Source organism: Oerskovia enterophila (assembly GCF_044748475.1).
Classification (GTDB): domain Bacteria; phylum Actinomycetota; class Actinomycetes; order Actinomycetales; family Cellulomonadaceae; genus Oerskovia; species Oerskovia enterophila.
On the sequence record NZ_JBIVFZ010000002.1, the window covers coordinates 920,419 to 940,601 of the forward strand.

Sequence of the window (20,183 nt, forward strand, 5' to 3'; positions counted from 1 at the left end):
TGCTCAGCCGATCACCGTCGACGTCCACGCCTTGATCCACTCGTCACGGTGGGCCGTGATGTCGGCGGGGGCGACCTCGAAGGGCGACGGGGACAGGGGCGCGAACTCGGCCCAGCCCTCGGGCAGCTCGGTGTCCGCGTCCGCCGGGTACATGTACATGTTGTCGGCGATGTCGGCCTGGAACGCGTCGCTCACGAGGAAGTCGACGAGCTTCTTGGCGCCCTCGGGGTTCTTGGCCCCGGCCAGCACGCCCGTGTACTCGACCTGGCGGAAGCAGGTGTCGAGCAGCGCGCCCGTGGTGGTCTCGGTGCCGTCCTCGGTGACCGTGAACGCGGGCGACGTCGAGTAGGACAGCACGAGGGGGCGCGGGCCCTTGCCCTCGGAGCCGGAGAAGTCGACGTAGTAGGCGTCGGACCATCCGTCGGCGACCTTGACGCCGTTGTCCTTGAGCTTGCTCCAGTAGCCCTCCCAGCCGTCCTCTCCGTAGGCGCCGACGGTCGCGAGCAGGAACGACAGCCCGGGCGACGACGTCGCGGGGTTGGTCACGACGAGCAGGTCCTTGTACTCGGGCTCGGTCAGGTCGTCGAGCGTCACGGGCTCGGGGATCCCCGCTGCCGTGAACCAGGCGTGGTCGACGTTGACGCAGACGTCGCCGAGGTCCACGGGGGTGAGCTCGCCGTCGCCCACGGCGTACTGGGTCGCCGAGTCGGCGAGGCCCGAGGGCGTGTAGGGCTCGAGCACGCCCTCGTCGATCGCGCGGGTCGCGAACGAGTTGTCGATGCCGAACACGACGTCGCCGAGCGGCGCGTCCTTGGTCAGGATCAGCTGGTTGACGAGCGCTCCGCCGTCGCCGGGAGCGACCTGCTTGACGGTCAGCCCGGACTCCTTCTCGAACGCGGCGAGGACGTCCTCGCTCACGTTGAAGGAGTCGTGCGTGACGAGCGTGACGGTGCTCGCCTCGGCGCTCGACGAGGTGTCGCCCGCGCCCGTGTCGGTCGTGCCGGCACAGGCCGTGAGGGCAAGCGCGCTGAGCCCGCCGACGAGGCCGAGGCCGATCGTGCGGGCGGTGCCGCGGCGGGTACTGATGGTGTTCATGTGTCCTCCTTGGACGTCACAGGAGGGGGACCTCGCGCACGGGAGGTCCCGTGAGCGAGGCTGGAGAAGCCCGACTTCCTCCACCGGTGCTAACCGGATCAGGTTCGAGGGTCTGCGGTGGTCCGCACTCTCAGCGCCTGTTGCCCGTTGTCTCCGGGCGGTCGGCGCTCCCCTGTCGTTCACCTGCGACTTTACACCGCGGTCCGACGGCGCAGGCAGGGGTCCGGCGTGTGGTCTCGCCCGGGGCGCGCCCCGCCCCGGGCGACGGCTACGGTGGGACCTGAGCTCCGCCGTCGGGCACCTTCACGACGCGCGGCGCGCCCCGCCCGCCTCACCCTCACCTGGAGGTCCACATGGCCGAGAACGAGCAGACCCTCACCGAGAAGGTCGCGACCGTCGCCCTGACGCTGGCCGCGGGCTGGGTCGCGCAGAAGGTCGTGAGCTTCGCGTGGGCCAAGGCCACGGGGCACGACGCCCCCAAGGACCTGGACGACCCCGAGGTCGGCATCATCAGCGCCGTCACCTTCGCCGCGGCCGCTGCGGCCGCGAGCGTGTTCGCCCGCCGTTTCGCGGGGCGCGAGGCCAAGCGCGTCGTGACGCGGCTCGCGGCCCGCGCGTCCTGAGGCCGGGGTCGGGCGGCTCCGGCGGGTCAGCGCCCGCCGCGTGACGGATGTTCCGTAGGGTGTCTCGATGCCCTCCTCTCCTGCCGCCCGACGCCGTCGCTCACCCCTCGTAGGAGGCCTCCTCGTCGTGGGGCTCGCACTGACCGGGTGCTCGTCGTCCGGGAACGGCTCCGAGGTGTCGCCCACGCCGAGCGTGGCCCCGACCGCGGTCGCGCTGCCGGGCGGCACGGTCGGCAAGGCGGCCACCTGGGTGCTCGAGGTGCTCAACGCGGACGCGTCCCCCGACGCCGCGGCGCTCGATCGGCGGTTCGCCCGGTCGTTCCTGGACCAGGTGCCCGCCGCCCAGCTCGTGCCCGTGCTGGACCAGCTCCGCGCGGACCGGGAGTGGGTGCCGGTCTCGGTCGACGTGGTCGACGCGGGCGAGAAGCAGGCCGCGCTGACGATCGTCGGGGCGAGCGGGCAGTTCTTCACGATGCAGATCGGTGTCGACGCGGACAGCCGCATCGAGACCCTGTTCTTCGGCCCGGGCGACGACCCGCACCGCGACCCCGCGGCGAGCTGGGACGAGCTGGGCGAACGCCTCGACGCCGTGGACGCGCAGAGCTCGCTGCTCGTGGCCCAGGTCCTGGACAACGGGACGTGCCAGGCGGTCGACGGGGTCCCTGGCGGCTCGGACCCTGACGAGGTGCTGCCGCTGGGCTCGATCTTCAAGCTCTACGTGCTGGGCGCGGTGTCGCAGGCCGTCGAGGCCGGGACGCTGACCTGGGACGACGAGCTGACCGTGACCGACGACGTGCGGTCCCTGCCCTCGGGGCAGCTCCAGGACGCGCCCACGGGCACCGCGGTCACGGTGCGCGAGGCGGCCGAGCTCATGATCTCGATCAGCGACAACACCGCGACCGACCTGCTGGTCCAGGCCGTGGGGCGTGACGCCGTCGAACGCGCGCAGGCCACGCTGGGGCACGCCGACCCGTCGCTCAACACCCCGTTCCTCACGACCCGCGACGCGTTCGCGATCGCCTGGGGCTCGCCGTCGCAGGCCACCGGGTGGGCGGCGGCCGACACCGCGGGACGGCGCGCGATGCTCGACGCGCTGCCCGGCGGGCCCCTCGCCGTCGACCCCGCGGGAGTGACCACGCCCGTGTGGCAGGACGACGTCGACTGGTTCGCGACGTCGTCGGACCTGTGCGCCGCGCACGTCTGGTTGCACGACCGCGGCGAGCAGGACCCCGTGGTGCGCGAGGTGCTCTCGGCCAACCCCGGCATCGAGGTCGACACGACGGCGTGGCCCTACGTCGCGTTCAAGGGTGGCAGCGCGCCCGGCGTCCTGGCGGGCTCGTGGCTCGCGGAGGACGCCGAGGGCGACACGTACGTCGTGACCGTGCAGCTCGCGGCCACGGACCCGGCCGTGCTCGCGAACCCGATGGTGCTGGTCGACACCGCGGAGAGCGCGTTCGCGCTGCTGGGTGGCGGGGCGGGCTCGAAGTAGGGCGTGCTGCGCGGGGCCCCCGGGCCGAGATAGAACGTGCTGTGCGAGGTAGAACGCACCGCGCACTACCTCGCGCAGCACGTTCTACCTCGCGGTCACCCGGGGACCGGGGCTGACCGTCGTCCTGCCCCGGCCCCGGCCCTGCCCGGGATCTCCGTCGTGGGGCCTACGCGCCGGGAGCCAGCTCCGCGACGGCCTTGTCGATCCGCCGCTGCCGGGTCTCGGGGGTCTTCGCGGCCTCGATCGGCTCGACGAGCGCGCGCCGGCGGCTGAACGACAGCCCGTCGAACGCCGCACGCGCCTCGGCGGTGAGCGCTGCCGCGAGGTCGTCGGGCACGGTGACCTCGCGCGGTGCGTCGTCGACCTCGATCTCGACGTCCACCTCGTCGCCGCCCGACACCCCGGCGGCCTCCCTGTTCTCCGCGCTGAGCGCGATCATGAACCGCCCCTGGTACGGCGCGACCGAGCTGCGGTAGGTGTGCCCGCCGAGCGTGACGCGCACCGGGACGCGCTTGCCCGCGTCGAGCGCGGCAACCACGTCGTCGGGCACGGGGATGCCGGTGGCCGTCTTGCCGCTCTGGAGGATCGTCGTCCGGAATCGCATGGGCCGAGTTTTCCAACGGCCCGACGACGTCGCGCGCCGACCGCTCGACGCTCGCCCCGCCGTCGGGCCGGGTTGGAAGCCTGGGACGGGGAACGGGGGCGGGGACGCCTGGGCCGAGGTAGAACGTGCTGCGCGAGGTAGAACGCACCGCGCACTACCTCGCGCAGCACGTTCTACCTCGCGGTCACCTGGTCACACCGTCGCCCCCGGTCACGCCGTCAGCATCGCCGCCGGGTTGTCGTGCGTCAGCCGACGCAGCACCTCGCGCTCGACGCCGCGCCGGGCGAGCATCTCGGTGAAGACGGTCGGCACGTACGCGAAGCCGTTGCCGCCGTTCTGCACCCACATCTGCTTGAGGAACACGTCGTGGCTCAGGAGCACCTGCCCCGCGAACCCCAGGTCGACGAGCCGGTGGACCGCGCCCGCGGTCGTGTGCGGGTCGGGCGAGACACCCTCCTTGGGGTAGGTGATGTCCATGCCGACCATGTCGAACTCGAGCCACACGCCCCGCTCCGCGACGGCCCGCTGGTACTCGGGGTCCTCGGCCGAGGGGTCCATGTGGCACAGCACGACCTTCTCCGGCCGCACTCCCACCTCGTCGAGCACGAGGTCGAGGATCTCGTGCGCGCGACGCTGCCACCCGGGCAGGTGGATCTGCATCGCGACCTGCGGGTGCTCGAGCTGCGCCAGGGCCGAGGCCCGCAGCGACGCCCGCTCCCCCGCGGTGAAGTCCGGCGAGACGCCGATCTCGCCGATCACGCCCGGGCGGATGCCCGTGTCCCGCACGCCGTCGGAGAGCTCGCGCGAGATCGCTGCGGCCTGCGCGTCCACGGCCTGTACCGTGATGCGCTCGCCCTCGAACTTCTCGAGGTAGGCGCCCGCCCCCATGACGACGTTGAGGCCCGTGCGGCTCGCGACGTCCGCCAGGCGCTCGGGGTTGCGCCCGATCGACTCGCTCGACGTCGCGTCCACGACGGTCCGGCCGCCGAGGGCCGCGAAGCTGCGGATCTCGGCCTCGACGGCCGCGACCGGCTTGTCGGCGATGTTGTCGGCGCAGCAGTACGGGTCCTGGCGCAGCGCCCAGGCGACCGATGCGGACACCGGCTCGCGGACCACGGCCTGGGAGAACTCGTAGCTCGGCGCGTCGAGCACACCGGAGAGGTCGTTGAACAGGTGCTCGTGGGGCAGGGTCAGCCCCAGGTCCTGCGCGGCGACGGGTCCGGTGACCGTCTGGACGAACCCGACCGGCGTGACGTTCATCGCGGGCTCACCTCTCCTGCTTCACCACCGCCGACGGCGGCGGCCACTGCGGTGTCCGCGGTCGTCTCCGGCGACTTCCCCGACGGGATCATGCCGATCACCGCGGCGATCAGCGCGATCACGGTGCCGATGATCGTGGCGGCGTAGATCGTGTGACCGAGCGAGGGGATGGCCGCGTCGATGAGGAGCGAGCCCACGAGCTGACCTGCGGTGGACGCGAGGCCCAGGAGCAGCAGGCCCAGCCCGCGGACCAGGAGCGCCATGAGCGCGATCGAGAGCAGGCCGAGCGGTCCGCCCAGGTACATCCACCACGAGCCGGGGAGCTGGAAGTCGACACCCGAGGTCATGGCGCGGATCGCGTAGGCGATGCCCAGGGCCGTGAAGCCGACCAGGAAGTTCCAGCCGATCGAGACCAGCATCGAGCCCGTGGCGTCGGCCACGGCCGCGTTGCCCGCAGGCTGCCACCCGGCGAGGAGGCCACCGACGAACGGCATGATCGCGAGGGCGATCGTGTGCGGGGCCGAGAAGTTCGGCGAGATGACGATGACGGTCGCGACGATCGCGAGGACCGCGCCCGCGAGGCGGAAGAACGTGAGCGGCTGCTTGACCGAGGCGGTGACGCCCAGGCGGTCACAGATCACGCCCGAGATGACGAGACCCGAGATGAGCGAGATCTGGAACGTCGCGACACCCAGGACGCCGACCGTCACGCCCTCGGACAGGACGATGACCGCACCGCACAGGCCCGCGAGGAAGTTCCACCACGGGATCGTGCGGCCCTTGATGAGGCGCGGGATCGCGAGCGCCTCGCGACGCGTCACGGGACGCGCGAACACGATGACGAACATCAGGACCAGTCCCGTGCCGAACGAGATGAGGGCGGCCGCGTGGCCGTCGCCGATCGTCTTGCCGAGCTGACCGTTGACCGCCGCCTGCATGGGGCCCAGGGCCCCGGCCAGGACGGTCGCGAGGACGAGGAGCGCGGTCGCGGTGCTCTTGACCTTGCTGCGCTGGGACGACGGGGCGACCGTCTGGGCGCCTCCCGAGCGGGAGGCGGTCTCCGGCGTGGTGTGCTTCATTGCTTGGCCGTGCCTTTCATCTTTCGACGGTACGTCGGATCGGTGGACCGATCGAACGGCCAGCCCTGGGTCGACGCTGAGTGGTCGGGCTGGGTGGGGGTCGTGCGGTCGTGCGGGTCGTGCTGGGCCGAGCGGGTCACTGCCCCGGTGCGACGTCCTCCGGGAGGGCTGCAGGGACCTCGTCGGCGAGCGGCAGGGACTCGATCGCCCCGTCGCGAGTGGTCGTGACGGCCGCGACGCGGGCAGCCCAGCGGGCTGCCCCGACGAGGTCCTCACCACGCAGCAGCCCGTCGGCGAGTGCTGCGCAGAAGCTGTCGCCCGCGGCCGTGGTGTCGATCGCGTCGACGCGTACCGCAGGCACGGGCGTCGGGAGCCCGTCGCGGGGGACGACGACCGAGCCGTCGGCCCCGAGGGTCACGACGACGTCGCCCGGGAAGGCGAGCCCGCGCACCATGGCCACGACGTCCGCGAGGGACTCGGGGGCCTCGTCCGCTCCCGCGAGGGTCGCGAGCTCGAACCGGTTGGGGACCAGGACGTCGAACCGGTCGCGGATCTCGGCGGGGACCGGGATCGCGGGGGCCGGGTTGAGGATGGTGGTCCCGGTCGCGAGACGCGTGACCGCGGCGAGCGAGCCGAGCGGCGTCTCGCACTGGCACAGCACGACCTGCGCGTCGGCGACGGCTCGCACCGCGGGGTCCCGCGAGTCGACGAACGACTCGTCCACGTCGGCGTTGGCGCCCGCCTCGATGACGATGGTCGACTCGGGCTGCTCCCAGAGGATCACGGCCGTGCCGGTGGGCTCCTCGGACGTCCCGACCGACGTGACGTCGAGCCCCTCGGCCACGAGCCGGGCCGTGATCTCGCGGCCCGCGTCGTCGTCCCCGACGGCCCCGACCATCGCGACGCGGCGGCCGAGCCGCGCGGCGGCGACGGCCTGGTTGGCCCCCTTGCCGCCCGGCGAGCGCTTGAGCCCGGTCGCGCTGATCGTCTCGCCCGAGCGCGGGATCCGGTCGACGGTCAGCCGGACGTCCATGTTGAGGCTGCCGACGACCGTGATCTCGGGGGCATGAGCGGGGGCGCCCCCGGGGACGGCGCTCATCAGCCCGCGAGCCAGGTCACGGCCTGGCCGAAGAGCTTCGGGTAGCCGGACCACTCCATGAACTCGCGGGGGGCCCAGTGCGGGGAGATGTCGGACGCGAAGGCCAGCGTGCGCCCCTCGCCCTCGGTCCGCACGGCGACGAGCGGGCGTCCCTCGATCGTGGCGAGGACGGTCGCGTCGGCCTTGGCCGTGAGCTTCTGGTAGCCGAGCAGGATGGGCCACTCGGCGTCGAGGCCCGCGGTCACGGGGTGCTCGACCTCGGTCAGGACGCCGCCGATGCCCTCGGGGGTCTCCTCGCGGTCGTCGTACGGGAGGATCTCGACGGGCAGCACGGCCTCGACCGCGGTGCCGTGGTAGTTGGCCTTGGCCTGGAAGCCCTGGAAGCTGAGGTAGCCGCCGGCCATCATGAGGCCGCCGCCGCGACGCACCCACTCGGCGAGGAGCTTGATGCGGTTCGGGAAGGGGCGCCCCTCGGAGAACACGACGGGCGGCAGGAGCAGGGTGTTGGCGCCGATGTCCGAGAGCAGGACGACGTCGTACGCGTCGAGCTCCTCGAGCGTCGACGGGAAGTCGGTCGCGACGAGGTGCGAGGGCAGGTGGGTGACCTCGTGGCCCTCGGCGGCGAGCGCCTCGAGCAGCTTGGCGCAGCCGATCTCCAGCTGGGCGTGCGGGAAGGCGTCGTAGCCCTTGTAGTCCGTCGCGGCATTGATCCACGACTCTCCGGCAAGCAGCACGCGGCTCATGCGGTTCTCCTCAAGACGGTTCGGGCTCGGCCGCACATCGGCGACGTTGCGCAATGTTGTGTTGCTGTTGCGCAACAACCTAGGTGTGCGTCAGGCTCGTGTCAACCGACGACCCGTCGGACGAGCCCCTCCACCCCGCGGGCCCCGCGAGACGCCGCACGATCACAGGGCTCCCTGGACAGCGGACGCGCCCACGACCAGCGCAGCGATAGGCTCTGGGAGCATCCGACGGCCGGGCGCACGAGCAGAGGGGTGGACACCATGACGTTGACGCAAGTTGCGCAACACGCGGGAGTCTCGACCTCGACGGCCTCGCGCTACCTGCGCGGCCAGCTCAACGTCCAGCCGGAGACCGCCGCGCGCATCGACGCCGCGGTGGCCGCGCTCGACTACCGCGGCGCCACACCGGGACGGGCCGCGCGCGGCTCCCGGTCGGTCACGCCCCCGCAGGGATCGCCCGCGCGCGGGACGGGCGTGGTCGCCCTGGTCGTCCCCGACTTCACCAACCCGTTCTTCACGACGCTCGCCGAGGAGTGTGCCGACCTCGCGGCCTCACGCCAGATCCCCCTCGTCGTCGCCGTCTCCGGCAAGCACGGCGAGCGCAACGGCGGCCTCAGCCCGCTCATCGGCGGGACCGACGTCCTGGGCGGCCTCATCTACCTCGGGATGAGCCGCACCGACGAGCGCCTGGCCCGCGCGGTCGCGGACGGCCTGCCGGTCGTGGTGATCGACGAGGAGATCGACCTGGACCTCGCGGTGGACACCGTCACGGTCGACAACTACGGCGGCGCGTACCAGGCCACGAGCTACCTCATCCAGCAGGGGCACCGCCGCATCGCGCACGTCGCGGGCCCGTCCGAGCTCTCGACGACCCAGGAGCGCAAGCGTGGCTATCTCGACGCGCTGGCCGACGCCGGGCTGACGGCCGACCCCGACCTGATCCGCCACGGCCCGTACACCGAGCAGTTCGGCGCCTCGACCTTCCCGTACCTCACCCGACCGGGCAGCGCGCCCACCGCGGTGTTCGTCGGCAGCGACATCGTGGCCGTCGGCATGCTCGGCGCGGCCGAGCTCCACGGCATCCGCATCCCCGAGGACCTGTCGGTCGTGGGCTGCGACGGCATCCGCATCGGCCAGTGGCTGCGCCCGCAGCTCACGACCCTCGAGCAGCCGGTCGCGGCGCTCGCGCTCTCCGCGGTCGACGCGCTCGAACGGGCCATGGCCCGCCGGGAGGCGCAGGAGTCGGCCGGCACAGGAGGGGCTGCCACCGGCTTCGAGCCCGCACGCACGGTCCTCCCGCTCCACCTGGTCATCCGCGGCTCGGTCGCGCCGCCGTCGGCCTGACGTCCTGCCCTCGACGCGCGGCGCGCCCCTGTGCAGCACCCCGTCCGATAGTGTCCACGCACCGGTGATACCCACCTCGGCGTCGAGGCGGAGCCGGCCCCGTCCTGGCGACGCCGCCGGGCCCGCCCGTCGAGAGGACCGCCCATGCCCCCCAGGCTCAGCGCCACCGCACTCCTCTGGTGGGGCGTGGGACTGATCGTCGCCGGAGTCGTGGGCAACCTCGTGCTCCCGCAGCTCGTCGCCGAGCTCGTCTACTCGTCAGGGAGCGCCGTCTTCCAGACGATCCTCCAACCGGTCTCGTCCCTCGTGTCGGTGGCCCACTACCTGGGCGCAGGGTTCGTCGCGGCGGCCTTCACCGTGCGCGCGCTGACCCGGAACCCTGGCGAGCGCTACACGGGTCCGGCACCGTACTCACCGCCCAAGCCCGGCAACGAGCCTCCCCGCTGAGCTGCCGTGGCTCACCCCGCCACAGCGGTGAGGGTCTCCAGGAGAGAGCCGATCACGACCAGGTAGATGAGTGCGAAGAACACCGTGTGCAGACCGCTGAAGAGCAGCGCGTCGCGCACCTTGCCCGGGGCGCGGAAGTAGCCGAGGAACTTCCGGAGGAAGCCGACCGGGTGCGCCAGGTCCCAGCTGTTGAACCGGATGTACCGACCCAGGTAGATGCCGAACGAGACGAGCACGAGGACCACCGCGACCACCAACCAGGATGCCGGTCGCTCGAACGGCTTGGGGTCGTCGGGGTAGCGCAGCACGGCGTAGAACATCTGCACCAGGAAGATGTTGACCACGGTGTTGAGGACCCCGGACATCGCGAGGGACAGGACCGCGACGATGTCGTACCAGAGCGGCACGTCCTCGCCGTCCTTGCGGTGGCTGAAGTTGAGCTCGGTCACGAGGTACCCGGCGTTGGGCAGGAGCAGCAGCCAGACCACGAGCCCGGCGGCCGCGACGGTCACGACGAGCCACGTCGACGCACCGGCCGCGCTGAGCGCCAGGTCGCCGACGATCCAGAACGTCAGCACGAACACCGGCAGCACCGACAGCCCGATGTTGAGCAGCATGGGCCGGTAGACCTCGGTGCGGAACAGCGGGGCGCGCAGGAGGACGAGCGCGAACGCGAAGACGTTCAGGAGGATCACGCCGAGGAACAGCAGGTTCATGGTGGGCTCTCGTGGTGCGGTGCGGGCAGGTGAGGCGCGGGTGCCGCTCGGGCCGCGCGGGCGGGGACCGAGCGGCCGGGCCGCGGTCAGGTAGACCACGGTAGGGCCCGACGGCGCCTCCGCCAGCCCGCGCGACACGTCCCCCTCGCGGCTAGCGTGGGTCGCGCGGGAATCTCGAGCTCCACCGATTCGTCCAAGGACGGGCGACCGAACCCCGGGAGTCACAGTGACGCACCACGACGAAGCAGCGACGCCGCCGGCGGCTCCCGGCCCCGGGAAGGACGCGACGCCCGCGGCAGGGGGTGCCGGGACCCCGACGCCCACGGGCGCCGCACCCGGCGGCTCAGCGACCCTGATGCTCACGCTCGCGACGATCGGCTTCGCGGTGAACTTCTGGGCATGGGCTCTCATCAGCCCGCTCGGTGGCGCGTACAGCAAGGCGCTCGGACTGTCGGCCGTGCAGCAGTCGGTGCTCGTGGCGGTGCCGGTCATCGTGGGCTCGCTCGGCCGTATCCCGGTCGGTGCGCTCACGGACCGGTACGGGGCCAGGATCATGTTCCCGCTGGTCAGCGCAGCGACGATCCTGCCGGTGCTGTTCATCGGCTTCGTCGCGGACAGCTACCCGATGCTCATCCTGGGTGGCTTCTTCCTGGGCCTGGGCGGTACGGCGTTCGCGGTCGGCGTCCCGTTCGTCAACGCCTGGTACCCGCCGGCGAGGCGAGGGACGGCGATCGGGATCTTCGGGATCGGCATGGGCGGCACCGCGATCTCGGCGTTCACGACCGTGCGGATCTCCGACACGTACGGCGAGACCGCACCGTTCGTGCTCGTGGCGTGCGTCCTGGCCGTCTACGCGGTGGTCTCGTGGCTCCTGGTGCGCGACGCCCCGGGCCGCGTCCCTGCCGCGCACGGGAACTTCCTCGCGCGGACCTGGGCCACGTTCAAGCTGCCCGCGACGCTCCAGCTCTCGTGGCTCTACGCCGTGGGCTTCGGCGGTTTCGTGGCGTTCAGCGTCTACCTGCCGACCTTCCTGGTGAACGCCTACGACCTGACGGCCGCCGACGCCGCCGCGCGGACCGCGGGGTTCGTGGTCCTCGCCGTCGCGATGCGGCCCGTGGGAGGCACGCTCTCGGACAGGTTCGGCGGCATCCCCGTGTCGGTCGTGTGCTTCGCGGTCGTGACGGTCCTCGCGGCGGTCGTCGCGTTCCAGCCCGACCTGGTGCCGCTCGGGACCGTCGCGTTCCTCGGGCTCGCCGCGGGTCTCGGCGCGTCGTCGGGTGCGACGTTCGAGCTCGTGGCCAAGGTGGCCCCGCAGGACAAGGTCGGCGCGGTCACGGGCCTCGTGGGCGCGGCGGGCGGCCTCGGCGGGTTCATCCCTCCGCTCATCATGGGCGCGGTGTACCAGCTCAACGGGGACTACGGCCTGGGCTTCGCGGCCCTCGCGGTGACGGCACTCGTCACGCTGCTCTTCACGCTGGGACCGGTGCGGCGCGGCACGCGCGGCTGACGAGCGGCACGGCCCGCTCCTCGGACGGTCCTCGTCCGCCGTGCCGCCAGGCGTGGCCCCTCACCCGGCGCGTCGGCCTACGGTGTCCCCATGGACCCCTCCGATGAGTTGTCAGAAGCCCACCGGGCTCCAGACCGGCCACGTTCTGACAACACGTCCACGCCGGGCGGTGACCCGCCGACGGGCTCGACGAGCCGTCCCGAGGGCCGCTCGCCCACCGACCACACGGCTGCCGGGCGAGTGCACTCGGTCGAGGAGTACCGCGACCACGTCCTGACGCTGGTCGCGCCGCTGGCCGCCGAGCAGGTCGCCCTCGACGCGCTCGCGACCGGGACCCCCGCGCGGCGCGTGCTCGCGCACGACGTCCGCTCGCTCCTCGACGTGCCCCGCTTCGACGCCTCGGCCATGGACGGGTACGCGGTCCGCAGCGCGGACCTTGCGACCGCGAGCGCCGCGTCACCCGTGACGCTCCGGGTCGTGGGCGACATCGCGGCGGCTCCGACGGCGACCGTGCCCACGCCCGGGCCGGCCGCCGGACAGTCCACCACGCCCCCGACAGGTTCCCCTCTCACCGAGGCCGGCTCGCCCGCCACCCCCGCCGACGCCCCACCCACGACCCGCCCCGCCCACGCACCCGGCGAGGCGACCCGCATCATGACGGGCGCGCCCGTGCCCGACTGGTGCGACGCCGTCGTGCCCGTGGAGCGGACCTCGACGCGTCGCTTCACACCCGGTGCGCCCCTCGACCCGACCATCCAGGTCGACGCCCCCTCGCGCGCCAACATCCGCCGCCGTGCGGAGGACGTCGCGATCGGGGACCTCGTCGCCGCGGCGGGCGCACCGACGACCGCGCGCCTCGTCTCCGCGGCGGCCTCGGCGGGCCATGCGAGTCTCGCCGTGCACCGCGTCCCGCGCGTCGCGGTGCTGTCGACGGGCAGCGAGCTGGTCCCGGTGGGGACCGCGCCCGGCCCGGGCCAGATCCCCGACTCCAACTCGCTCCTGCTCGCGGCGTGCGTGCGCGACGCGGGAGGCGTCCCGGTGCGGGTGGGGGCGGTCCCGGACACGGCCGAGGCGCTGCGCGCGGTGCTCGACGACGTCGCTCCCCACGTGGACCTGATCGTCACGTCGGGCGGGGTCAGCGCGGGCGCGTTCGACGTGGTCAAGGAGGTCCTGAGCGGTACCCAGGACGCGGCGCTCACCCCGGCGCAGGGCCCTTCCGACGTCCTGCTGGTCGCGGTCGGCATGCAGCCCGGCAAGCCTCAGGCCGCGGCGCGCTGGCGCGGGACCCCGATGCTCGGGCTGCCGGGCAACCCCGTGAGCGCGTACGTGTCGTTCCGGGCGTTCGTGCGTCCCGCGGTTCGCCGGCTCGCGGGTCACCCCGACCCGGCCGAGCCCCTCGTCGAACGCGTCGCCGCGGAGGGGTGGCGATCGCCCGCGGGGCGCCAGCAGTTCCTCCCGGTGCGTTTCGTCGGGGACGACGGCGTGGCCCCGGTCGGGCCCGGCGCCCACCACGTCTCGGCCCTGACCCGGGCCGACGCGATCGCGGTCGTGCCGCCCGAGGTCGAGGCGGTTGGGCCGGGCGACACCGTGCGTGTCATGGTGATCGCATGAGCGAGTTCACGCACCTCGACGAGCGCGGCCACGCCCGCATGGTCGACGTCACCCTCAAGCAGCCCACCGTCCGCTCGGCGACCGCGACGGCCGTCGTCCGCTGCGGCCCTCACATCGTCGCGGCGCTGCGCTCGGGCGAGGTCCCCAAGGGCGACGTGCTCGCGGTCGCGCGCATCGCGGGCATCCAGGGGGCCAAGAAGACGGCCGAGCTGCTGCCGCTCGCGCACATCATCGGGGTGCACGGCGCGACCGTGGACCTCGACGTCCAGGACCACGGGGTGGAGATCAGCGCGACCGTGCGCACCGCGGACCGCACGGGGGTCGAGATGGAGGCGCTCACGGCCGTCGCGGTGGCCGGCCTCGCGGTCGTGGACATGGTCAAGGGGCTCGACAAGTCGGTCGAGCTGAGCGACGTCCGCCTCCAGGCCAAGACGGGCGGCAAGTCGGGCGACTGGGTGCGCTCGGTGTGAGCACCCCCCTACCGCCGGAGGTCCTCGCGTTCGACGCCGTCGTGCTCGCGGGGGGTCGCGCCCGGCGCCTGGGCACGTCCAAGCCGCAGCTCGTCGTCGACGGCGCCCGCCTGCTCGACCACGTGCTCGCGGCGACCCGCGACGCGCGGGCGACGGTCGTCGTCGGGCCTGCCGACCTGGCCTCCGACGCGTACGTCCTCACGCGCGAGGACCCGCCGTTCGGCGGTCCGGTCGCGGGCACCGCGGCGGGCCTCGCCGCCCTGCCCGACGGCGCCGCCCCCTGGGTCCTCCTCCTCGCCTGCGACGTCCCGCGCGCCGCGGAGGCCGTGCCGCTGCTCGTGGCGAGCGTGGCCGGCGCGCCCCGGGCGGGCACGAGCGGCGACGTGGTCGACGGCGTGCACCTCGCGGCAGGCGGGAAGGCCCAGTGGCTCGTGGGCCTGTACCGGCGCGAGGCGCTCGACGCCGCGGTGGCCCGCGTCGCGCACGACGTGCCGGTCGGCGACCCGTCCGATGGGGACCCGTCCGGTGGGGACCCGTCCGGTGGCCCTCGCACGGGGACGGCGAGCGGTCCCTCTTCGTCTGGCCTGCACGGCGCTCCCGTCCGCCGCCTCGTCTCAGGGCTGAGACTCCTGGAGGTCGAGGACGTGGACGGCCTGAGCACCGACGTCGACACGTGGCAGGATGCGGAGTCATACGCGCACCGTCGCGCGCAGAGCAGTACTCCGAGTCACGACCTGCACGGATCATCGGGAGGCATGGCATGAGCAACCTCGAGCGTTGGGTGGACGCCCTCGTCGACGAGTTCGACCTGGACCGCGAGGCGGTGGACATCGGAGCGATCCTCGACCTGGCCCGGGACGCCGCGCACCGCGTAGAACGGCCCGCTGCACCCTTGACGACGTTCATCGCGGGGTACGTCGCCGGGCTCTCGGCGGGCGAGGGGGCAGACCACCCCGGCCTGGACGCCATGGAACGGGCGACCGAGCTCGCGCTCGCGTGGGACGTCGAGGCGACGCTCGACGAGGTCGTCGAGGAGACCGCCGACCCCGCCGGGACCACTGGAGCCGAAGGCGCAGCGAGCCCGGCAGATCCCTCGCTCGAGAGGGCGTGACGTGCCGCAGGTCCGCTACTTCGCGGGGGCCGCTGAGGCGGCCGGGATCGAGGCGGAGTCGCTCCCGGGCGCCTCGGTCGGCGAGCTCTTCGCCGCGATGACCACGCGCCACCCCGCGCTCGCCGAGGTGCTGCCGCGCTGCTCGGTGCTCGTGGGCGGCGTGCGGACGGCGGACCACGGCGTCGCGCTGGCCGACGACCAGCAGGTCGACGTGCTACCGCCCTTCGCGGGCGGCTGACGGCCACCCGCCTTCGGCCACGCGCTGAGTGCGGAGTAGTTGTCGTCGATCACGCCTCCGGACGACAAGTTCTCCGCACTCACGGGCGGGGGCAGCGCTCGAGGCCAGGATCGGTCGCGGGAAGCTAGTGGTCCCCGCCAGCGAGCTGCGAGAACACGTGCGGCAGCAGCGGCTCGAGCACGGTCCACCCGTCCCGCACCCCGCCCGGCGACCCGGGCAGGTTCACGACGAGCGCGCGCGTCCCGTGCGCGGCGGGCGCGGTCCCGACGATCCCGCGCGAGAGCACCGCGCTGGGCACCACGGTCGCGCCCCGACGCCGGATCGCCTCGGCGACGCCCGGCAGCTCCTGGTCGACGACCTCGGCCGTGCCCTCGGGCGTGTGGTCACGTGGGCCGATGCCCGTCCCGCCCGTGGTGACCACGAGGCGCGCCCCCTCGACCAGCGCCGAGGTGAGGGCGTCGCGGACGGAGTCGACGCCGTCGGGCACCAGACGCAGCGTGACGCGCTCGAAACCTCCCGTCTCCAGGAGCGAGACCAGGAGCGGGCCCGACCGGTCGGTCGACTCGCCGCGCGAGCCGCGGTCGGAGACCGTGACGACGGTGACCGGCAGGTGGGCGAGGGGGAAGCCCGCGGAGGGCCCGTCGAACGAGGTCATGAGAGCACCGTAGACAATCGCGCGGCGCGGGGCGACGGAACCGTGCTCGTCGGGCGGAAGCGACCGGACCTGGGCATACTGCGAGGCAGACGAACGTACACGCACGGTCCTGCTCGCCCCAGGAGGTCGCATGTCGCAGTCCACCGTCCCCGGCCCGGGCACCGCCGCCCGCGCTGCGGGCGCCGCACGCCCTGAGTCCCCCGGAGGTGGTGGTGAGGACGCGCTGCTCCGGCTCGGCAAGCACCTGCGCCGCGGGGAGGTCTCGCCCGACCTGCGGCAGCTGTTCCTCCAGGGGGGCCGCGAGGGCGACGTCTTCTACCGGGACCGGTGGTCGCACGACAAGGTCGTGCGCTCGACGCACGGCGTGAACTGCACGGGCTCGTGCTCGTGGAAGGTGTACGTCAAGGACGGCATCATCACGTGGGAGACGCAGCAGACGGACTACCCGTCGGTCGGCCCGGACTCGCCCGAGTACGAGCCGCGCGGCTGTCCGCGCGGAGCGGCCTTCAGCTGGTACACCTACTCGCCGACGCGGGTCCGGTACCCGTACGTGCGCGGCGTGCTGCTGCGCGCGTTCCGGGACGCCAAGGCCCGCACGGGCGACCCCGTGAGGGCGTGGGCCGAGGTCACGGGCGACCCGGAGACCGCGCGCGCGTACAAGCAGGCGCGCGGCAAGGGCGGCCTGGTCCGGGCGTCGTGGGACGAGGCCGCGGAGATCGTCGCGGCGGCCCACGTCCACACGATCAAGACCTACGGCCCGGACCGCATCGCGGGCTTCTCCCCCATCCCGGCGATGTCGATGGTCTCGCACGGGGTGGGGTCCCGGTTCATCTCGATGCTCGGTGGCGCGATGCTGTCGTTCTACGACTGGTACGCGGACCTCCCGGTCGCCTCGCCGCAGGTGTTCGGCGACCAGACCGACGTGCCCGAGTCGGCCGACTGGTGGAACTCCTCGTACTGCATCATGTGGGGCTCGAACATCCCCGTGACCCGCACGCCGGACGCGCACTTCATGGCCGAGGCGCGCTACCGCGGCCAGAAGGTGATCGTGGTCTCGCCCGACTACGCGGACAACACCAAGTTCGCGGACGAGTGGCTCGCGGTGCACCCCGGCACCGACGGCGCGCTGGCTCTCGCGATGGGTCACGTCATCCTGCGGGAGTTCCACGTGGAACGTCGTACGGCGCCGTTCGTGGACTACCTGACGAGGTTCACGGACTCGCCGTTCCTCGTGACGCTCACGCCGAGCCCGGCGTCGTCGGCGCCCGACGGCGCCGCTCGCCCTGCGGGGGACGTCACCTACGTGCCGGGCAAGTTCCTCACCGCGGCCGACCTGGCCGACGACGTCCTGCCGGGCGCCGCGAGCGCCGCGAACGCGGCCTTCAAGCCAGTGCTGCTCGACGCCGACGGCTCGCCCGTGATCCCGAACGGCACGCTGGGCCACCGGTTCGGCGAGGCCGACGAGGGGAAGTGGAACCTCGACCTGGAGGGCGTCGAACCGCTGCTGTCGGTCGCGGACGGCCACACGTCCGCCGGGCCCGACCCGCTGACGGGAGCGGCGCCGTCGGGCCCGGGTGGCACTCGGGTCGAGACCGTGCGCGTGGACCTGCCGCGCTTCGACCTCTCGCCCGACCCCGACCAGGGCGACGAGGGCATGCACACGGGGGGCGCGGGCTCGGTCACGCGCGGCGTGCCGGTCCGGCGCGTGGGCGGGCACCTGGTGACCACGGTGTTCGACCTGCTGCTCGCCCGGTACGGCGTGAACCGCGAGGACCTGGACCTGCCCGGCGAGTGGCCCTCGGGCTACGACGACGCGGACTCCCCCGGCACCCCGGCGTGGCAGGAGCAGTTCACGGGGGTACCGGCGGCGGCGGCCGCACGGATCGGCCGCGAGTTCGCGGACAACGCCGAGAGGTCGGGCGGGCGCTCGATGATCATCATGGGCGCCGGCGCCAACCACTGGTTCCACGCCGACACGATCTACCGGGCCATGCTCGCGCTGACGACCATGACGGGCTGCCAGGGCGTCAACGGCGGCGGGTGGGCGCACTACGTCGGGCAGGAGAAGTGCCGGCCCGTCACGGGATGGGCCCAGTATGCGGGCGGCCTGGACTGGTCGCGGCCCCCGCGCCAGATGATCGGCACGGCGTTCTGGTACGTCGCGACCGACCAGTGGCGCTACGACGGGCTGCCCGCCGACGCGCTCGCGACACCGCTGGGCTCGGGCATGTTCGCGGGCCGGACCACGGCCGACTGCCTGGTCGAGTCCGCGCAGCGCGGCTGGATGCCGAGCTACCCGACGTTCGACCGCAACCCGCTCGACCTCGTGGACCAGGCCGAGGCGGCCGGGGCCGAGCCTGCGGACTACGTGGTCTCCGAGCTGCGCAGCGGCGCGCTCAGGTTCGCGGTCGAGGCCCCCGACGCCCCCGAGAACTTCCCGCGCTGCGTCACGGTGTGGCGGGCCAACATCCTGGGGTCCTCGGGCAAGGGCAACGAGTACTTCCTCAAGCACCTGCTCGGGACGGACTCCGCGGTGCTCGCGGACGAGTCCGCGCCGGGGCGGCGCCCGCAGTCGATCGAGTGGGCCGAGGAGGCGCCGCGCGGCAAGCTCGACCTGCTCACGACGCTCGACTTCCGCATGACGAGCACCACGCTGTTCTCCGACGTCGTGCTGCCCGCGGCCACCTGGTACGAGAAGCACGACCTGTCCACGACCGACATGCACCCGTTCGTGCACTCGTTCAACCCCGCGATCAGCCCGCCGTGGCAGACCCGCACCGACTTCGACATCTTCCACACGATCGCGAGGAAGATCAGCGAGTACTCGGTCGAGCACCTGGGCGTGCGCAGGGACCTCGTGGCCGCGCCCCTGCTGCACGACACCCCGGACGCGATGTCCGTGCCGCACGGCACGATCGTCGACTCGGGCGCGGGGTCGGCGTCCCGTCCCTTGGTCCCGGGCGTGACCATGCCCAAGCTGATCGTGGTCGAGCGCGACTACCCGGCGTTCGCCGACCGTATGGCCTCGCTCGGTCCGCTCACCGAGAAGCTCGGCATGGTCACCAAGGGCGTCCAGTTCTCGCCCGGCGAGGAGGTACGGGTCCTGGGGCAGAAGAACGGTCTCGTGCCCTCGGGCCCCGCGGCGGGACGCCCGCGGCTCGACAAGGACACGCACGCGTGCGAGATGATCCTGGCGCTGTCGGGCACGACCAACGGTCGCCTCGCGGTCCAGGGGTTCGAGCACGTCGAGAAGCGCACGGGCGTCGAGCTCGCGGACCTCGCGCGCGACGAGCAGGGCAAGCGCGTCACGTTCCCCGACGTCCAGTCCCGCCCGACGACGGTCATCACCTCTCCCGAGTGGTCCGGCTCGGAGCACGGGGGTCGCCGGTACACCGCGTTCGCGATCAACGTCGAGCGGCTCAAGCCGTGGCACACCCTCACGGGGCGCCAGCACTTCTTCCTCGACCACGACTGGATGACCGAGCTCGGGGAGCAGCTGCCCGTGTTCCGGCCGCCGCTCGACATGCACCGCCTGTTCCCCGACTCCCCGCCCCTGGGCGACCGTTCCCCGAGCGGGTACCCCGGCTCGGAGGGCCAGGCCGAGGTCGCGGTGCGGTACCTGACCCCGCACTCCAAGTGGTCCATCCACTCGGAGTACCAGGACAACCTGTTCATGCTCTCGCTCTCGCGCGGCGGGCCGAACGTCTGGATGTCGCCGCGCGACGCCGACAAGATCGGGGTCCGCGACAACGAGTGGATCGAGGCGTACAACCGCAACGGCGTGGTCGTGGCCCGGGCCGTGGTCTCGCACCGCATGCCCGAGGGCACGGTCTACATGCACCACGCGACCGACCGCACGATCGACGTCCCGCTCGCCGAGACCTCGGGGCTGCGCGGCGGCATCCATAACTCGCTGACACGTGTGCTGCTCAAGCCCAGCCACCTCGTCGGGGGCTACGCGCAGCTGGCCTTCGCGTTCAACTACCTGGGCCCCACGGGCAACCAGCGCGACGAGGTCACGACGATCCGTCGCCGCTCGCAGGACGTGACGTACTGATGGGCGCCCCGCAGAGGCGTCCCGGCCCTCGTCGC

The 20,183-nt window shown here is 73.0% G+C and carries 19 protein-coding genes and 1 riboswitch; of the genes, 11 read left to right on the forward strand and 8 right to left on the reverse strand.

The features are described 5' to 3' along the window. Positions 1-3: 3 nt before the first annotated feature. On the reverse strand, positions 4-1,095 hold the full coding sequence (locus ACIPWA_RS08590; protein WP_400289451.1) for a thiamine ABC transporter substrate-binding protein: 1,092 nt from the start codon (positions 1,093-1,095) through the stop codon (positions 4-6). Positions 1,096-1,153: 58 nt separating this feature from the next. Then, a riboswitch (TPP riboswitch) is annotated at positions 1,154-1,279 on the reverse strand. Between the two features lie 169 nt (positions 1,280-1,448). Here ACIPWA_RS08590 and ACIPWA_RS08595 point away from each other — a divergent pair. Further along, positions 1,449-1,718 (forward strand): DUF4235 domain-containing protein, encoded by a 270-nt coding sequence (locus ACIPWA_RS08595; protein ID WP_191802764.1) that lies wholly within the window; start codon positions 1,449-1,451, stop codon positions 1,716-1,718. A gap of 67 nt (positions 1,719-1,785) precedes the next feature. Further along, entirely contained in the window at positions 1,786-3,207 is a 1,422-nt protein-coding gene (locus ACIPWA_RS08600; RefSeq protein WP_400289452.1) for a serine hydrolase, read from the forward strand. A 166-nt stretch (positions 3,208-3,373) separates the two neighbouring features. On the opposite strand, the gene ACIPWA_RS08605 is transcribed toward ACIPWA_RS08600, so the two are convergent. The 5 genes from ACIPWA_RS08605 to ACIPWA_RS08625 form a co-directional block, all read right to left on the reverse strand. Then, positions 3,374-3,811, reverse strand: a complete 438-nt coding sequence (locus tag ACIPWA_RS08605) for a YdeI/OmpD-associated family protein (RefSeq protein ID WP_056644786.1) — start codon at positions 3,809-3,811, stop codon at positions 3,374-3,376. A 210-nt stretch (positions 3,812-4,021) separates the two neighbouring features. Next, positions 4,022-5,071: a phosphotriesterase family protein gene (locus tag ACIPWA_RS08610; RefSeq protein WP_056644783.1), complete on the reverse strand. Its 1,050-nt coding sequence runs from the start codon at positions 5,069-5,071 to the stop codon at positions 4,022-4,024. After that, positions 5,068-6,150: a DMT family transporter gene (locus ACIPWA_RS08615; RefSeq protein WP_400289454.1), complete on the reverse strand. Its 1,083-nt coding sequence runs from the start codon at positions 6,148-6,150 to the stop codon at positions 5,068-5,070. The genes ACIPWA_RS08610 and ACIPWA_RS08615 overlap by 4 nt, the downstream gene beginning before the upstream one ends. A 136-nt stretch (positions 6,151-6,286) precedes the next feature. Then, positions 6,287-7,249: a ribokinase gene (locus ACIPWA_RS08620; RefSeq protein WP_400289456.1), complete on the reverse strand. Its 963-nt coding sequence runs from the start codon at positions 7,247-7,249 to the stop codon at positions 6,287-6,289. Continuing rightward, positions 7,249-7,992, reverse strand: coding sequence for a glutamine amidotransferase (locus ACIPWA_RS08625; protein WP_056644776.1), 744 nt, complete (start codon positions 7,990-7,992; stop codon positions 7,249-7,251). Before ACIPWA_RS08625 ends, ACIPWA_RS08620 begins: the two co-directional genes overlap by 1 nt. Before the next feature lie 261 nt (positions 7,993-8,253). On the opposite strand from ACIPWA_RS08625, the gene ACIPWA_RS08630 reads away from it, so the two are divergent. Both ACIPWA_RS08630 and ACIPWA_RS08635 read left to right on the forward strand, forming a co-directional pair. Continuing rightward, positions 8,254-9,336 (forward strand): LacI family DNA-binding transcriptional regulator, encoded by a 1,083-nt coding sequence (locus ACIPWA_RS08630; protein WP_400289457.1) that lies wholly within the window; start codon positions 8,254-8,256, stop codon positions 9,334-9,336. A 144-nt stretch (positions 9,337-9,480) separates the two neighbouring features. Then, positions 9,481-9,783 (forward strand): hypothetical protein, encoded by a 303-nt coding sequence (locus tag ACIPWA_RS08635; protein ID WP_400289458.1) that lies wholly within the window; start codon positions 9,481-9,483, stop codon positions 9,781-9,783. An 11-nt stretch (positions 9,784-9,794) separates the two neighbouring features. Here the strand turns inward: ACIPWA_RS08635 and ACIPWA_RS08640 are convergent, their stop codons facing one another. Further along, positions 9,795-10,499 (reverse strand): DUF1361 domain-containing protein, encoded by a 705-nt coding sequence (locus tag ACIPWA_RS08640; RefSeq protein WP_400289459.1) that lies wholly within the window; start codon positions 10,497-10,499, stop codon positions 9,795-9,797. 226 nt (positions 10,500-10,725) lie between these two features. Between ACIPWA_RS08640 and ACIPWA_RS08645 the strand changes: the two genes are divergently transcribed. The 6 genes from ACIPWA_RS08645 to ACIPWA_RS08670 all read left to right on the forward strand — a co-directional run bounded on the left by ACIPWA_RS08645 (position 10,726) and on the right by ACIPWA_RS08670 (position 15,436). Then, on the forward strand, positions 10,726-12,006 hold the full coding sequence (locus ACIPWA_RS08645) for an MFS transporter (protein WP_235534078.1): 1,281 nt from the start codon (positions 10,726-10,728) through the stop codon (positions 12,004-12,006). A 90-nt stretch (positions 12,007-12,096) separates the two neighbouring features. Next, positions 12,097-13,617 (forward strand): molybdopterin molybdotransferase MoeA, encoded by a 1,521-nt coding sequence (locus ACIPWA_RS08650; protein WP_400289460.1) that lies wholly within the window; start codon positions 12,097-12,099, stop codon positions 13,615-13,617. Further along, complete coding sequence (moaC, locus tag ACIPWA_RS08655) at positions 13,614-14,087, forward strand: cyclic pyranopterin monophosphate synthase MoaC (protein ID WP_056644764.1); 474 nt, start codon at positions 13,614-13,616, stop codon at positions 14,085-14,087. The genes ACIPWA_RS08650 and moaC overlap by 4 nt, the downstream gene beginning before the upstream one ends. Next, complete coding sequence (gene mobA, locus ACIPWA_RS08660) at positions 14,084-14,851, forward strand: molybdenum cofactor guanylyltransferase (RefSeq protein WP_400289461.1); 768 nt, start codon at positions 14,084-14,086, stop codon at positions 14,849-14,851. Before moaC ends, mobA begins: the two co-directional genes overlap by 4 nt. Continuing rightward, the gene (locus tag ACIPWA_RS08665; protein ID WP_400289462.1) at positions 14,848-15,198 is read left to right on the forward strand and encodes a DUF6457 domain-containing protein; all 351 of its coding nucleotides are present in this window, start codon (positions 14,848-14,850) and stop codon (positions 15,196-15,198) included. Before mobA ends, ACIPWA_RS08665 begins: the two co-directional genes overlap by 4 nt. Position 15,199: 1 nt before the next feature. After that, positions 15,200-15,436: a MoaD/ThiS family protein gene (locus ACIPWA_RS08670; RefSeq protein ID WP_068710255.1), complete on the forward strand. Its 237-nt coding sequence runs from the start codon at positions 15,200-15,202 to the stop codon at positions 15,434-15,436. A gap of 124 nt (positions 15,437-15,560) precedes the next feature. Here ACIPWA_RS08670 and ACIPWA_RS08675 read toward each other — a convergent pair whose 3' ends face one another. Continuing rightward, positions 15,561-16,091, reverse strand: a complete 531-nt coding sequence (locus tag ACIPWA_RS08675) for a MogA/MoaB family molybdenum cofactor biosynthesis protein (RefSeq protein WP_056644758.1) — start codon at positions 16,089-16,091, stop codon at positions 15,561-15,563. A 130-nt stretch (positions 16,092-16,221) separates the two neighbouring features. Between ACIPWA_RS08675 and ACIPWA_RS08680 the strand changes: the two genes are divergently transcribed. Further along, a complete protein-coding gene (locus ACIPWA_RS08680; RefSeq protein ID WP_400289463.1) occupies positions 16,222-20,148 on the forward strand; it encodes a nitrate reductase subunit alpha in 3,927 nt (1,308 codons plus the stop codon). The last annotated feature ends 35 nt before the right edge of the window (positions 20,149-20,183 follow it).

What these genes read in the sequence shown, in the direction of transcription:
- ACIPWA_RS08590 (WP_400289451.1), bottom strand. Translation starts at nt 1,095, where the DNA reads ATGAACACCATCAGTACCCGCCGCGGCACCGCCCGCACGATCGGCCTC.
- ACIPWA_RS08595 (WP_191802764.1), top strand. Translation starts at nt 1,449, where the DNA reads ATGGCCGAGAACGAGCAGACCCTCACCGAGAAGGTCGCGACCGTCGCC.
- ACIPWA_RS08600 (WP_400289452.1), top strand. Translation starts at nt 1,786, where the DNA reads ATGCCCTCCTCTCCTGCCGCCCGACGCCGTCGCTCACCCCTCGTAGGA.
- ACIPWA_RS08605 (WP_056644786.1), bottom strand. Translation starts at nt 3,811, where the DNA reads ATGCGATTCCGGACGACGATCCTCCAGAGCGGCAAGACGGCCACCGGC.
- ACIPWA_RS08610 (WP_056644783.1), bottom strand. Translation starts at nt 5,071, where the DNA reads ATGAACGTCACGCCGGTCGGGTTCGTCCAGACGGTCACCGGACCCGTC.
- ACIPWA_RS08615 (WP_400289454.1), bottom strand. Translation starts at nt 6,150, where the DNA reads ATGAAGCACACCACGCCGGAGACCGCCTCCCGCTCGGGAGGCGCCCAG.
- ACIPWA_RS08620 (WP_400289456.1), bottom strand. Translation starts at nt 7,249, where the DNA reads ATGAGCGCCGTCCCCGGGGGCGCCCCCGCTCATGCCCCCGAGATCACG.
- ACIPWA_RS08625 (WP_056644776.1), bottom strand. Translation starts at nt 7,992, where the DNA reads ATGAGCCGCGTGCTGCTTGCCGGAGAGTCGTGGATCAATGCCGCGACG.
- ACIPWA_RS08630 (WP_400289457.1), top strand. Translation starts at nt 8,254, where the DNA reads ATGACGTTGACGCAAGTTGCGCAACACGCGGGAGTCTCGACCTCGACG.
- ACIPWA_RS08635 (WP_400289458.1), top strand. Translation starts at nt 9,481, where the DNA reads ATGCCCCCCAGGCTCAGCGCCACCGCACTCCTCTGGTGGGGCGTGGGA.
- ACIPWA_RS08640 (WP_400289459.1), bottom strand. Translation starts at nt 10,499, where the DNA reads ATGAACCTGCTGTTCCTCGGCGTGATCCTCCTGAACGTCTTCGCGTTC.
- ACIPWA_RS08650 (WP_400289460.1), top strand. Translation starts at nt 12,097, where the DNA reads ATGGACCCCTCCGATGAGTTGTCAGAAGCCCACCGGGCTCCAGACCGG.
- moaC (WP_056644764.1), top strand. Translation starts at nt 13,614, where the DNA reads ATGAGCGAGTTCACGCACCTCGACGAGCGCGGCCACGCCCGCATGGTC.
- ACIPWA_RS08665 (WP_400289462.1), top strand. Translation starts at nt 14,848, where the DNA reads ATGAGCAACCTCGAGCGTTGGGTGGACGCCCTCGTCGACGAGTTCGAC.
- ACIPWA_RS08675 (WP_056644758.1), bottom strand. Translation starts at nt 16,091, where the DNA reads ATGACCTCGTTCGACGGGCCCTCCGCGGGCTTCCCCCTCGCCCACCTG.
- ACIPWA_RS08680 (WP_400289463.1), top strand. Translation starts at nt 16,222, where the DNA reads ATGTCGCAGTCCACCGTCCCCGGCCCGGGCACCGCCGCCCGCGCTGCG.